The following is a 12249-nucleotide window of genomic DNA, read 5'->3' on the forward strand; positions in this document are numbered from 1 at the left end:
TTCCCATGTTTGTTCTCGCACAATACGTGGTGATTGGCCTCGCCGCAGTCCTATACCTGTCTGGAGCTTTCGTCTTGATCAGCGGCGGCGTGCGTCTCTCAGACTGGGGCGGCGGCCCCACCAACAATAATCCCCCTTCTATCCCCAACTCGGAGGAGAATGCAGGAATGTCTTTCGTTTCCCCCACCCGGCCCACCTACTTTTTCCCCGCTTCGGAATCGTGTGCTGCCTCCACTCCGAGCGCTACTTCGTCGTCACCGATCGGAGCACGGGAAGAAGCACCCACGAAAGGGACGACAGCCGATCAGAACCTGAGGCTAACCGGAAAGGATGCGCGCAGGCAACTCTTTCTCCAACCTGTGTGCCTGAACTGAGGAGAAGGAGAGTCCACTGAACTGAAGGCCCTCCCGGAATCCTACGCTGACATTTCGGACGTAGGGCTCTCTAGAGCCTAGACAAGGAGGTAGGCGAGACGTTGAAGACCCCCGTCGTCAAAGGACTCGACGGGAGCGTTTCAGTTGGGGAAGTTGGACATTTTGCCACCGATCGAAGGGCTTTCCAGAGGGAGATGCGGCAAGTTGAACTTGCCGAGGAGGAACCACTACCATCCCCGATAGGGTTCCACGCTGCATTTCTGCCGAGCGGAAACACGAGGCGCGCGCACAGGGCCTGGACGATTCCGGTGGACAAGCCTTTCCCTGAGCTGTCCAGGAAGGACCTCTCAAATGGCACTACGCCTCCACCTCTTCCTCGTCGAGCACCTCGTCCGGCCGCACGTCCCACAGGAGCATCGTCTCGATGTCGACGTAATCCTCCTCGACTTCCTCCTCCTCCCCATAGTCGTCGACGAACTTGTAGTCGCCGTAGGTCGAGCGCTCGAAGGGGGGAACCCGGTGCCATTCCGTGCCCTGACGGTCGACGAAGTGATCGGGGTAGGGATTCTCCACCTCGTAGCTCGGATGGTAGGAGTGGTAGGTCTTCCGCGCTTCGTAGAGGGCCGCACGGCGGGCCCCCGCCTTGGTCTGACTCTCCCCCTCCACGCTGAAGGGCGAGATGGTGATCTTGGCCGTAATGAAGCCGTCGTCGTTCTCGTAGTAGGACGGCCGCATCACTTCAAAATCGCTCGGCTCAGGATATGCACTACTTTCTTCGGCCATGGGTCGGAAGCGTTAGAGTCAACGGAACGTGCACGTCGGCGCCGCTGGCGTAGCGGCAAAAGATGATGTTCAAACTACTCAATGCGAGGGAAGATTCTCCCCCGCTCGAGTTCTCCGTTCCATCCTCGCGTAGAATTCGCACAGGGGCCCGGCGACCGAGCACTGGCCTACGATGATTCTGTTATTGTTTAAGTCCCCAGCAGCCCTTCCACAGCGGTTGTGGACGTCGATGTGGAAAACTCGGTCCGATGGATGTCGCCGCTCTCGGTAGGAAAACAATAACAGAGCCACAGGCAGCTATACAAGAGGAGTTACGGGCATGATGCTGACCAAAGGCAATTTCTGTTATGGTTCTTCGGTTCGCAGCCTCCTGTGGGTGGAATGTGGATAAAAAGGTGTGTGGGTTGCCTCCCTCATCCTGCCGTTGTGGTGCCCAGCACCAGCTGCGCATCCGGCATCTGTTTTCGTCGAGGTTCTGTGTAATCCTCTGCCCGCCGTTCGACCTGGGACGACATCGGCGGGGGAGAATGGACCCGTGCCGCTCTGCATCCTGCTTGTATCGCGCCGCGATTTCTGTTTCCACGCGTCTGATCATTCTCCCGAGTCGTCGTCCCGCTTCGAAAACGGCGAGACGCCCTTTGGGCATCCCGACGTGGAGGACGCGATCGATGGCATCTGGGAGACGATGACCGAGAGCGCCCGCCTGTTCAAGTATAGCTCGGGGGCAGGCAGCAACGGGTCAACGCACCGCTCGTCGACGGAGATGCTGGTGCGCGAGGCTGGGTCTCGGTGGGTCGATTCCCGGAGCGGGGCGCCCCATCTCTGCTGCAGGGCAGGCGTCTCGAGGAGAAGGAGCCGTTGATCCGACCGCGGCGATGCGAGCCGTCTGCGTCCGCTTTCCCTCCGGTGTTCTCCCCGCGCCACGCTGTCGCACAGGGCCCTCCTCGACCCTACAAGTTTGTTTCGCTTGGGTGGTTCGAATTGTCGAGCAGTCTTTGTAGGATGATTTAAGTTTACACTTCATGCCCACTCCTCACTCCCCCTCAAAGAAGGCGATCTCGCCACCACCCCCTGGCGATCTCGGCCCTGGGCCGTGCTGAGCCCCTTGTCCGGGGGACAGGCCAACTAAATGGAGGAGGGTCCGCCACAGGAAATTTCCTCCCGGAGACTGCCCGCAAGCCACGAGACGGGGGGACTCGCTGCCAGTGTCGGGCTCTCGATTGAAGAAGTGCCACAGATTCCATATTCATCACCTTCGAGGGTCCAACCAGCGCTCTCTGAGCCGCCGCTTCGCACCTGATTTCTCGCTATACTTTTCCCTCATGTGGCCTACGCTTCCTCCCGCGCTCACGACCAGAGCTTGTGCGGGCTTCGCCCTCCTGCTCCTCACCGGATGCGGCGCCCTGTCGTCGCTTGTGCGTTCTCCCGAACCGAAGCGGGTGCCGAAAGATACGATTCTGGTGGCCTCGAAAGACACTGTCGCTCTGCCTCCGAAAGTGGCCCGGCTCTACGTCCTGGAGTCAAAGTTCCTCTCTTCTAAGGACAGCACCCGGCGGGCCCAGCTCCTCAATCAGGCCATGGCGGAGCTGTCAATTCTGCTCCGCACACAGCCAAACGCCCTCGAGCGAGAGGCCGTCCGCACCATCTACGGCGACCTGACGACAGAGTACCGCCGCTTCCACGGGTACGCCAGCGATCCGGACTCGATGCACATGGCTCGGGGACAGATCTTTTCCGTGCGGGCTCGCCTCTTCGCGTCGCTCGAGCAGGTGGAGAACCCGCTGCTCAAGGAGCGCCCGCCCCGCCCTGAGGCGAAGGTCGAGAACGCCGAGATCCCCATGACGTCGAATCGGCTGGTGAACAAGAGCACGACCTACCTCCGGGACGACCCAAGCAAGCACGTCAAGCAGTGGCTCGAGCGCGTGCAGGTCTACGGCCCGATGATCGAGCACATCCTGGCGGAGGAGGGGGTCCCGCAGGAACTCAAGTACCTGGCCATGATTGAGAGCGGGCTCAATCCCGACGCTCGGAGCTGGGCGGGAGCCGTGGGCATGTGGCAGTTCATGCCCTCCACCGGGCGGCGATACGGACTAACCGTTAACCCGTGGGTCGACGAGCGGCGCGATCCAGAGAAGGCGACGCGGGCGGCTGCCCGCCACCTGAAGGACCTGCACGCCACATTCGACGACTGGCACCTCGCCCTGGCCGCGTACAACTGCGGAACGGCGTGCGTCCGCCAGGCCCTCCGGCGAAGCGAGACCCGCACCCCGTCGTACTGGGACGTGCACGAATACCTGCCTTCCGAGACCCAGGGCTACGTCCCCATGTTTATCGCCGCGGCCCGCATCATGGAAAACCCGGAGGCCTTCGGCATCGAGCCGCCCGAGGAGTCCGCCTCTCCCCTCGCGTACGACTACGTGCCCGTTCACGGGAGCCGGCTATCGCTCCGAACGGTGGCCCGGCTTGCCGACACCACGCGCAGCACCATCGAGTCCCTCAATCCCGAACTGCGTCGGTCCCGCGTGCCGCCGTCGAAGGAGCGGTACTACCTGCGCATTCCGCTGGGGAGCTACCCGCGCTTCGCGTGGAACTACGCCCAGCTGCCCGACGAGAAAAAACAGCCGGCCACAACCTACGCCGTGCGCCGGGGCGACACACTTTCCGAAATCGCCGTTCAGTTTGGCACGTCGACCGAGGCGCTGCGGCGCCTGAACGGCCTTCAGGGCTCGCTTATCCGGCCGGGGGACCGGCTGGTCGTGCCCGCGCAGGAATACTCGGGGGCCCTCTCCCTTTCGTCGAACGAGAGGGAGCCGATGCGGGTGCAGTACGGGATGGCCGCTCCCGTCCGCACCCTCGAGCCGATCGAGACGGCGCGCGCTCCCTCGGACACGACTGCCCCAGAGAAACCAACGTCCTCGACCAGCACCACGACTGTGGCCGCAAAAGAGGCCGAGTCCGCCTCCACCTCCCCCACGACCTACCGGGTCACTCGGGGCGACACGCTCGGCGAGATCGCTCAACGGTTCGACGTCACGGTCCGCGAGCTTCAGGCCTGGAACGGCCTGAACGGCACCCGGATCCACCCCGGCCAGCGTCTCCGCATCGTGGACTGACGGTTTTGGCGTCGGTGCGGGCGCGTGGCGGTCCCTTCCACCAGAGCATGAGCGAACCGTGGCCGCGGCGCGCAGTCGATCCGCGGCTCAACCGACGAGGGCAGCCACCTCGTCGGCCTGACGGCGGTTGTACCGGAAGGCGATCGACTTGTAGTTGATGACGTCCACGAGGGTCCCGATGAGACAGAGTCCTGCCGTAAGCAGGTACAGCAGTCCCATGCCGATCTCGTCAACGACGAAGCGATGGACGCCGGACACCCCGGCGAACCCCACGAGGGCCAGCAGCAGAATCGTCTGCGGGTCCTTGCGCCGCTCACGGTAGATCCTCGCAAACCGATCGGCCTGCTCGTCCGACATATCGTTGATGAGCTTCGCGACGTAGAGCTGCTCGTCGCCTTTGATCTCGGGCAGGTGCTGCAAAACGTTCGACATGGGTCTGGAGCGTGTGCTGAATCAGGAGCGGTGAACGTGGAGGGGACCGCCGGCGCGCCGGGCGAGGCGATGCACGTGGGTAGCGAGAATGAGGACGGCCGGCACGCCCAGGGGATGCGCCTGCACGGACGCGACGAGTTCTCCCCGGGCGAGATACGCGACGGCGTGGCCCAGCCCACAGCCAGGACAGATGGAGACCCCGACGGCGTCGAGCGGGCAGAGGCTAAACAGGTGGTCCCCCTGCGGGTCCATCGCCGCCATTGCCACGAGCCCGGCCGTCCAAAAGAGCGCCTCGAAGGGGAGTCCCATCGCCCACCGGTACGCGCGCCTGGCAATCCGCCGAAGCCTAGCGGCGGGCGTCCCGGCTGAATCTCCCGGTTCCGTCCCGTACATTGAGAGCAGCGCGTCGCGCATATCGGCGTCCGCTTCACTGTTTTTCCGATCAAAACCCCCGCTTTCCTCCCTATGCTCCGTGCGTTCCGCATCGGGATCGTGCTCTTGTGCTTCGTGTGGTGCGCCCCGATTGTTACAGCTCAGCCCGCCGAGCAGACCTCGCCTCTCTCGGTCAAGCAGATCATGCAGGATCCGGCGACCTGGGTGGGCGACTGGCCCGAAAATGTTCGCTGGCACGAAAACGGCGAGACGCTTTACTTCGACTGGAATCCGACGGGCAAATTTCCGAGCGACTCGCTCTACAAAGTGTCGCGGGACGGGGGTGAGCCGCAGAAAGTCTCCCCCCAGGAGCGGCGGTCCAACCCGCCCACGTTCGGCGGCTGGCGCCACGGCGAGCACGTCTACACCGAGAACTATCGCCGCAAGGTCTATGCCGCGGACGGGGACTTGTACCTCTACAACCGCCGCACGGAGACGCAAACGCGCCTCACGGACACTCGGGCCCGCGAGTCCGGCCCCCGGTTCGATCCGGACGGCGAGCGCGTCATTTTCCAGCGGAATGGCGACCTGTTCGCCCTCACGCTCTCGTCCGGGCTCGTCCGTCAGCTTACGGACCTCCGTCCGGGCTCTGAACCGCAGGAGGAAGAGCCGACCGCCCAGGAGAAATTTCTGAAGGAGCAGCAGACGGCGCTCTTTGAGACGCTGAAGAAGCAGAGCGAGAAGCAGGAAAAGGCCGAGGCCGCCGCGAAGCGCGACCGGCAGGCCGACGATCCCCCGCCCACCTTTCACTACGGGGACGGGCAGCTCCAACAACTCCGTCTCAGTCCCTCGGAGCGGTTCGCGACCTTCTCCGTAGAGAAGGAGCCGCCGGAGGCCGAGCAGACGGTCGTTGCCGACTACGTGACGCTCTCCGGCTTCACGAAGACGCTGGAGGCGCGGCCGAAGGTGGGCATTCCGCCGGAGACATTTGCCCTCTACGTGCAGGATCTCAAGCGCGACACGACCTACGAGGTTGACCTGCACCAGTTGCCGGGGGCGTATGACGTGCCCCAGTACCTGAAGGAGAAAGGCGTGGAGCAGGACTCCAGCGAGGCGAAGCGCGCCCTCTACAGCTACGGCCCCTACTGGAGCCCGGACGGGGAGCACGCGGTGCTCGTGGTGCGGGCCGACGACAACAAAGACCGCTGGATCGTGCGCCTCGACCCCGAGACCGGCGACCTCACGGTGCTCGACCGCCAGCACGACGACGCCTGGATCGGGGGGCCGGGCATCGGATCCTACGGCGGGCCCGGCACGGTTGGCTGGATGCCCGATGGAAACCGCTTTTACTTCCAGAGCGAAGCGACGGGCTGGAGCCACCTCTATACCGTGAACGTGGAGACGGGCGAGACGACGCAGCTCACGAGCGGCACGTTCGAGGTGTCCGACCCGCACCTCTCCCGCGACGGCGCCACGTGGACGTTCACCAGCACCGAGCACTCGCCCCACGAGCGGCACGTCTACCGGATGCCCGCCGACGGGGGCGAGCGCGTACGCCTGACGGCCGAGGCAGGGATGTACAACGCCACAGTGAGCCCTGACGGCGAGCGGCTTGGCCTGCTGTACGAGTTCACAAATGCCCCGCCGGAGGTGTACCTCCAGAACGCCACCCAACAGGCCTCAAAGACCCGGATCACCCGCTCGACGACCGAGGAGTGGGCGTCCTACGACTGGCGGGATCCGAAAATCGTCCGCTTCGAGGCGTCCGACGGCGTGCCGGTGCCGATGCAGATCTTCCGTCCCGACACCCCGAACGGCGCGGCGGTGCTGTTCGTCCACGGCGCCGGGTACCTCCAGAACGTCGTGAAGGGCTGGACCCCTTACTTCCGGGAGTACATGTTTCACAACATGCTGACGGACCTCGGCTATACCGTGGTGAACGTCGACTACCGCGGCTCGGCGGGCTACGGGCGCGACTGGCGGACGGCCATCTACCGCCACATGGGCGGGCGCGACCTGCAGGACTACGTCGACGTGTCCGGCTACCTCGCCGACGAGTACGGGATCGGCCCGGAGCGGCAGTTCATCTACGGCGGCTCGTACGGCGGCTTCATGACGCTCATGGGCCTCTTCACGGCCCCCGACGCCTTCGGCGGCGGGGCGGCCCTCCGTTCGGTGACCGACTGGGCCCACTACAACGAGGTCTACACCTCCAACATCCTCAACCATCCGCAGACCGACTCGATCGCCTACGCCCGCTCCTCTCCCATCTACCACGCCGAGGGCCTGGAGGACCCGCTCCTCATGCCCCACGGCCTCGCGGACACGAACGTCCACGCCCAGGACATCTTCCGCCTCACGCAGCGCCTCATCGAGCTCGGCAAGACAGACTGGGAGCTGGCGATTTACCCCGTGGAGGGCCACGGCTTCGAAGAGCCGTCGAGCTGGACGGACGAGTACCGCCGCATCTTGGAGCTCATTCGGACGAGCGTGGGGCCAGAGGACCGTTAAAGCGGGACAGCTCGAATCTCACGGAGCCTCTTCTTCGTGTATACCCAAAAACCTGTCCACTGCTATGAACACAGAGCACAGGCATGTCACTGTTGACACCGGGCGGAGGATTACCGTAGAAGATCTTCCCTTCCGCGAGGGCGAATCCGTAGAAGTGTTCATTGTACGCCGGTCTCCGTCCGACTCAGAGGATCCCGGGACCGCCGCTCGTCTCCGGTCGTCTCCACTCGCGGGTCTTTGGGAGGACCGTTCCGACCTTCCCGAGAGCCCTCAGTACGCCCGTTCTCTCCGGGAACAGGCCCAAAAACGACACGAGTGACCATGCTCCTTCTCGATACGGACGTGATGGTAGACATCATGAGGGGATACGGTCCGGCTCTACAGTGGCTGGACTCCGTTTCCGAAGCCACCGTTGCCCTCCCAGGCTTCGTCGTGATGGAGTTGGTTCAGGGCTGCGACAGTCGGGAGGAACAAGATCTTCTGCTTCGGGAAATCGATCAGTACCGTACGATCTGGCCTACATCGGAGACGTGTCAGCAGGCACTTACGGTGTTTGCCGAGGTCCATCTCGGCCACGGGACGGGATTATTGGAGGCCCTCATCGGCCAGATTGCCGTCGACCTCGACGAGACCCTGCAGACCTTCAACGAGAAGCACTACGCCCCCATTCCCGAGCTTGAGGTGAACCAGCCCTACGAACGAGAGCCGTAAGTTTCCGGATTTACTGTCTCAAGAATCATGTCGTCACGGGACCCCGAATCTCCCACTGAGCTCCATGCACTCAAACGGCGACTTCGTGCCGAACTTCCCCGACTCCGTGAGAAGTATGCCGTCGAGCGCTTGGCCCTCCACGGCTCTCGCCTGCGCGGCGAGGCGCATCCTGACAGCGATCTAGACATCCTGGTAGACTTCGAGAACTCAGAGGCCGGCCGGTCCATCAGCCTCTTCGATTTTCTCGCCCTCCAGTACGAACTTGAGGACCTCCTGGGAATCTCCGTCGATCTCGGGGAAGCAAGCGCACTTCAGGGACCGGCGGCCGAGGAGATTCGACGAGAGGCCGAGTATGTCTAACCCTAGCCTCCAATGAACTCTTACCAATCGCTCCAGGGCTCCTGCTGTGGCACGCAGCCAAAACACAGTATCTTGCCGATATTGACGAGGCGATGGCGGATGCCCAGCGGTTTGCGGAGGGGCATACCTTGGAGGAGTTTCAGGAGAACCGCCAGCTTCGATACTCCATCGAGCGGGCGCTCGAAATCATCGGAGAGGCCACCTCAAACGTGTCTGAGGAGGTGAAAGCCCAGGACGAAACGCTCCCCTGGCGGGAGATGCGTGGGCTGCGAAATATTGTGGCTCACGAATACCATCGCGTGGATCCCGCACGCGTGTGACGAGTCGTCACAGAGGACCTCCCGAGGACGCAAGAAAAGGTCCGAGCGCTTTTGGAGGCGATTCAGAAAGAGGGGACTGGCCAGCAGCGTCCGCGCCCTCGACGTAGCACGTCAAAACTGAAGCGTCAGCGCCGCGCCGGTCGGGGCGGCCTGCACGGAGAGCTCCACGCCCGCGTCGAGGAGCGACGCGAGGCGGCCCCGTGACGCCAGAAACGCGATGCCGTCCAGGACGAGGAGGCCCACGCCCTGCAGGATGAGCGAGGTGCCGAAGCCGCGCCACCGGCCCACATTGTCGATGCCGTAGTAACTGGCACCGAGCATCGTGGTCCCGACGGCGGAGTAGCCCACGTTCAGGCCGAGGTTGAGGAGCAGGATGTCGTGGAACTGCCGCTCTGCCGCCAGCAGGCCATCGGGTTCGGTGGGGGGCGCCCCAGCCGCAAGGAGTCCGCCCGCGGCGATGCCGACGTTCACCACGCCCCACCCCGCCGACATGGCCCCAAAGTGCCACCGGGTCGAGGTGCTGGAGCGAGACGACGCCCAGGCGAGCGCAAGCCCGCCCAGCGCATTCGCCCCACCCCACGCCGCCACGCGCCACAGGTGGGCCCGCTTCGCTTCCTGAAGCTGCGCGGACTGGGCCTGCACGAGCGAATCGGCGGACAGGGAGGCCGCCTGCGCGTACAGCGGTGGGGCACAGGCCACTGTGATCGTCGCAGTCAGTACGGTGAGCAACAGGCCCATCCGGAGGAGCGCGGACATGGGAGCGTCGCAATTTCAGTGGAGGAGAGGGTCGAGCCTTCGAGTACCTCGTGGTCGCACGCACAGCGCTCCACACAGATCGTCGCGGGACAGGTCGGCGCCGATCTGTTCCCGCTTCTTCACAGTACAGTCACACTCCTTACTGGTACCCACCCCTAGTCGGCGGTGTATTTTTAACGAGTTGCTCGCGTCGACCGACGGTCACGTTGCTTCCGTTTTTATGGACGATCGGTTCGACACCTGGAGCCGAAAGCTCCGGGCCTCCGACCGAGAGGCCTACACCGACCTGTTCGACGCGATGCATGCCCCCCTGCTCCGCTACGCCACCCGCCTGACGGATGAGGACGCGGCGTACGACGTAGTGCAAAACGCATTCGTGTCGCTGTGGCAAATGCGGGCCTCGATCGATCCGGACCGCTCCCTAAAATCGCTGCTCTACACGCTCGTCCGCAACGAAGCGCTCAACCAGCGCCGCGCAATGGATCGCCGCCAGGATCGACACGCCGCGTACTCGCCGAATCGCAGGCCCTCGCCGTCCGATCAGGTGGAGACCGATGCCCTCCAGACCCGCCTCAGGCGCTGGATTGACGACCTTCCGGAGCAACAGCGCGAGGCTTTTCGGCTCAGCCGGTTTGACGGCCTCACCCACAAGGAGATTGCCGATGTGATGGACATCGCTCCGCGAACGGTGACCAATCACGTCACGAAGGCCCTGCAGACCCTGCGGGATCGCCTCGGTGACTACCGGTCACGGGCGGACTGACGCCCCCTTAACTCTCTCAGTCCGAACTGTCCCATGAGCGCCGACGATTCCTCCGACATTCCGGACCTGCCGCCTGAGGTGCAGTCGTGGCTCGACGAGCACCCGGCGGCGGACGCTGAGACGCTCAAAGAGGTGTGGCGGCTGAGCGGCACCGTCCCTCCTGTGATGGAGCCCGCCCCGAAGCGCGTCTCGACGATACGCGAGGCCCTCCAGCACGCCACAGAAACGGATCGTCTACGCAGCGAGCCGGAGGACCCTCCGGAGCGCAACGCGACTGCATCGCGAGCCGACGACCGTTCCGCTACGAGCCCGTCTCGTCGCTGGACCGCCTGGGCAACCGGGGCAACTCTCCTGGTCCTGGTGATGGCCGTGAGCGTGTATTCCCTCGCCATCCCTGCACACGTCACGGTCCCGCCCGGGCAGACTCGGACTGTGGCCTTCGCCGACGGGTCGCGCGTCGAACTCAACAGCGGCACGACGCTCCGGTACCCTCGGTGGTGGCGCGTCGGCGTGCTCCGGTCGTGGCTCGGGCGCTCGGTTCACCTGGAGGGGGAGGCATTCTTTGCCGTGGCGGAGACCGACACGCCCTTCCGGGTCGAGACGAAAAATGCTGAGGTCCAGGTGAAGGGCACCCACTTCAACGTCCGTGCCCGCCGAGTTGACGGACATCCCGAAACTCGAGTGGTGGTGGCAGACGGGTGCGTAACCCTCGCGGCGGCCGGGAAGACAACGCGTCTCGATTCGGCTGAAACGGCGACGGTGCGCGGAACGGCCCCGCCTTCACCCGGCGAGACGGTCTCTCTCGACCGGGCGCTGGCGTGGCGGCGGGGCGGCTTTTCGTTCACCGACGCGTCCATCCGGACGATTAGTACCGAGCTTGCGCGTCGGTTCGACGTGTCCATCACCGTACGACCCGGCGTGGCAGACCGTGCCGTCACCCTTCACGTGGATACGGCCCGCGGGCCAGCCCCGCTTCTCCGGGACGTGTGCAGCGTGGCAGGCTGTCAGGTTGATTCTACGATGGACGGACTCACGATTCGGGCCGGGAGATAAGATCGCCAGCAATCCGCATCGTTCTCCTCCTGTCACGACCGGAGACTCCCTTGCACGGCTTCCCGAGACGCGCTGATCGGCGGAATAAACCAGAAGACATCTCCTCCGATTTTATTTTCTTTGAGTCGAACATTAAGTCTCTCTTTTTCTGAGTGTACCTTCGAATTACTCCACACGTCTGCATGTCCCCCTTCTCTCGTTTCTACTTCGTGCTTTTCGCAACCGGCCTGCTCCTCGCTCTCGGCGCCTGTGATGCGTTCAACGGGGATGACGGCAGTCAGCCCCCATCGGTCGCCGGGTTCTATGACACCAGTACCCTGACCGTGATGACCGACACCGGCGCCGTCGATGCACTCGCCCGGGGGACGTCCATCAAGATGAGAATCAAGCCCGACAACACAGTGGAGGACGGGGTCCTGGTCATTTCCTCCGAGTTCACGGAGGACGACGTTCAGGGCAGTCGCCGAGTTACGTTTGCCGGCACGTGGTCCCGGGTATCGGACAGCACCATCACCTTCGAGCACGACGCAGATACCTTTATTCGCGACACGCAGTGGGACGTTGAGAACGATACCCTGCGAGCAAACAACGGAGAAGTAACGGCGGTGCTCGTTCGCCAGGAGGAGGGCTCTTCCTAAGGAACTGCCCAGCGTGTCCTATTTTCCTCCAGCATCGATGAGTGGAGCGCCCTCGTCGCTAGC

At 63.8% G+C, this 12249-nt stretch carries 12 protein-coding genes; 8 read left to right on the forward strand and 4 right to left on the reverse strand.

Annotated elements, in window-relative coordinates:
• Positions 1–731: 731 nt before the first annotated feature.
• Positions 732–1157, reverse strand: coding sequence for a hypothetical protein (locus ABEL04_RS09810; protein ID WP_375802212.1), 426 nt, complete (start codon positions 1155–1157; stop codon positions 732–734).
• Positions 1158–2479: 1322 nt separating this feature from the next.
• Here ABEL04_RS09810 and ABEL04_RS09815 point away from each other — a divergent pair.
• The gene (locus tag ABEL04_RS09815) at positions 2480–4270 is read left to right on the forward strand and encodes a LysM peptidoglycan-binding domain-containing protein (RefSeq protein ID WP_375802213.1); all 1791 of its coding nucleotides are present in this window, start codon (positions 2480–2482) and stop codon (positions 4268–4270) included.
• Positions 4271–4357: 87 nt separating this feature from the next.
• On the opposite strand, the gene ABEL04_RS09820 is transcribed toward ABEL04_RS09815, so the two are convergent.
• Positions 4358–4702 carry a TM2 domain-containing protein gene (locus ABEL04_RS09820; RefSeq protein WP_375802214.1) on the reverse strand — a complete coding sequence of 115 codons (345 nt, stop codon included), beginning with the start codon at positions 4700–4702 and terminating at the stop codon, positions 4358–4360.
• 21 nt (positions 4703–4723) lie between these two features.
• Positions 4724–5116, reverse strand: coding sequence for a DUF2752 domain-containing protein (locus ABEL04_RS09825; RefSeq protein WP_375802215.1), 393 nt, complete (start codon positions 5114–5116; stop codon positions 4724–4726).
• 51 nt (positions 5117–5167) lie between these two features.
• Here ABEL04_RS09825 and ABEL04_RS09830 point away from each other — a divergent pair, with 51 nt between their 5' ends.
• From ABEL04_RS09830 to ABEL04_RS09845, 4 genes are all read left to right on the forward strand, one after another.
• Complete coding sequence (locus ABEL04_RS09830) at positions 5168–7585, forward strand: prolyl oligopeptidase family serine peptidase (protein WP_375802216.1); 2418 nt, start codon at positions 5168–5170, stop codon at positions 7583–7585.
• 321 nt (positions 7586–7906) lie between these two features.
• Positions 7907–8296, forward strand: coding sequence for a VapC toxin family PIN domain ribonuclease (locus tag ABEL04_RS09835; RefSeq protein ID WP_375802217.1), 390 nt, complete (start codon positions 7907–7909; stop codon positions 8294–8296).
• A 27-nt stretch (positions 8297–8323) separates the two neighbouring features.
• The gene (locus ABEL04_RS09840; protein WP_375802218.1) at positions 8324–8656 is read left to right on the forward strand and encodes a nucleotidyltransferase family protein; all 333 of its coding nucleotides are present in this window, start codon (positions 8324–8326) and stop codon (positions 8654–8656) included.
• A gap of 92 nt (positions 8657–8748) precedes the next feature.
• Positions 8749–8976, forward strand: a complete 228-nt coding sequence (locus tag ABEL04_RS09845; RefSeq protein ID WP_375802219.1) for a DUF86 domain-containing protein — start codon at positions 8749–8751, stop codon at positions 8974–8976.
• Positions 8977–9087: 111 nt separating this feature from the next.
• Here ABEL04_RS09845 and ABEL04_RS09850 read toward each other — a convergent pair whose 3' ends face one another.
• A complete protein-coding gene (locus tag ABEL04_RS09850) occupies positions 9088–9732 on the reverse strand; it encodes a DUF6992 family protein (RefSeq protein ID WP_375802220.1) in 645 nt (214 codons plus the stop codon).
• A 220-nt stretch (positions 9733–9952) separates the two neighbouring features.
• On the opposite strand from ABEL04_RS09850, the gene ABEL04_RS09855 reads away from it, so the two are divergent.
• The 3 genes from ABEL04_RS09855 to ABEL04_RS09865 all read left to right on the forward strand — a co-directional run bounded on the left by ABEL04_RS09855 (position 9953) and on the right by ABEL04_RS09865 (position 12186).
• The gene (locus tag ABEL04_RS09855) at positions 9953–10495 is read left to right on the forward strand and encodes an RNA polymerase sigma-70 factor (RefSeq protein WP_375802221.1); all 543 of its coding nucleotides are present in this window, start codon (positions 9953–9955) and stop codon (positions 10493–10495) included.
• A gap of 33 nt (positions 10496–10528) precedes the next feature.
• Complete coding sequence (locus ABEL04_RS09860) at positions 10529–11548, forward strand: FecR family protein (protein WP_375802222.1); 1020 nt, start codon at positions 10529–10531, stop codon at positions 11546–11548.
• A gap of 182 nt (positions 11549–11730) precedes the next feature.
• The gene (locus ABEL04_RS09865) at positions 11731–12186 is read left to right on the forward strand and encodes a hypothetical protein (protein ID WP_375802223.1); all 456 of its coding nucleotides are present in this window, start codon (positions 11731–11733) and stop codon (positions 12184–12186) included.
• Positions 12187–12249: the final 63 nt, after the last annotated feature.

The sequence above is a fragment of the Salinibacter sp. genome (genome assembly GCF_042218895.1).
Lineage (GTDB): Bacteria > Bacteroidota > Rhodothermia > Rhodothermales > Salinibacteraceae > Salinibacter.

Coding starts and splice junctions, on each gene's coding strand:
- ABEL04_RS09810 (WP_375802212.1), bottom strand. CDS start 1,157: ATGGCCGAAGAAAGTAGTGCATATCCTGAGCCGAGCGATTTTGAAGTG.
- ABEL04_RS09815 (WP_375802213.1), top strand. CDS start 2,480: ATGTGGCCTACGCTTCCTCCCGCGCTCACGACCAGAGCTTGTGCGGGC.
- ABEL04_RS09820 (WP_375802214.1), bottom strand. CDS start 4,702: ATGTCGAACGTTTTGCAGCACCTGCCCGAGATCAAAGGCGACGAGCAG.
- ABEL04_RS09825 (WP_375802215.1), bottom strand. CDS start 5,116: ATGCGCGACGCGCTGCTCTCAATGTACGGGACGGAACCGGGAGATTCA.
- ABEL04_RS09830 (WP_375802216.1), top strand. CDS start 5,168: ATGCTCCGTGCGTTCCGCATCGGGATCGTGCTCTTGTGCTTCGTGTGG.
- ABEL04_RS09835 (WP_375802217.1), top strand. CDS start 7,907: ATGCTCCTTCTCGATACGGACGTGATGGTAGACATCATGAGGGGATAC.
- ABEL04_RS09840 (WP_375802218.1), top strand. CDS start 8,324: ATGTCGTCACGGGACCCCGAATCTCCCACTGAGCTCCATGCACTCAAA.
- ABEL04_RS09845 (WP_375802219.1), top strand. CDS start 8,749: ATGGCGGATGCCCAGCGGTTTGCGGAGGGGCATACCTTGGAGGAGTTT.
- ABEL04_RS09850 (WP_375802220.1), bottom strand. CDS start 9,732: ATGTCCGCGCTCCTCCGGATGGGCCTGTTGCTCACCGTACTGACTGCG.
- ABEL04_RS09855 (WP_375802221.1), top strand. CDS start 9,953: ATGGACGATCGGTTCGACACCTGGAGCCGAAAGCTCCGGGCCTCCGAC.
- ABEL04_RS09860 (WP_375802222.1), top strand. CDS start 10,529: ATGAGCGCCGACGATTCCTCCGACATTCCGGACCTGCCGCCTGAGGTG.
- ABEL04_RS09865 (WP_375802223.1), top strand. CDS start 11,731: ATGTCCCCCTTCTCTCGTTTCTACTTCGTGCTTTTCGCAACCGGCCTG.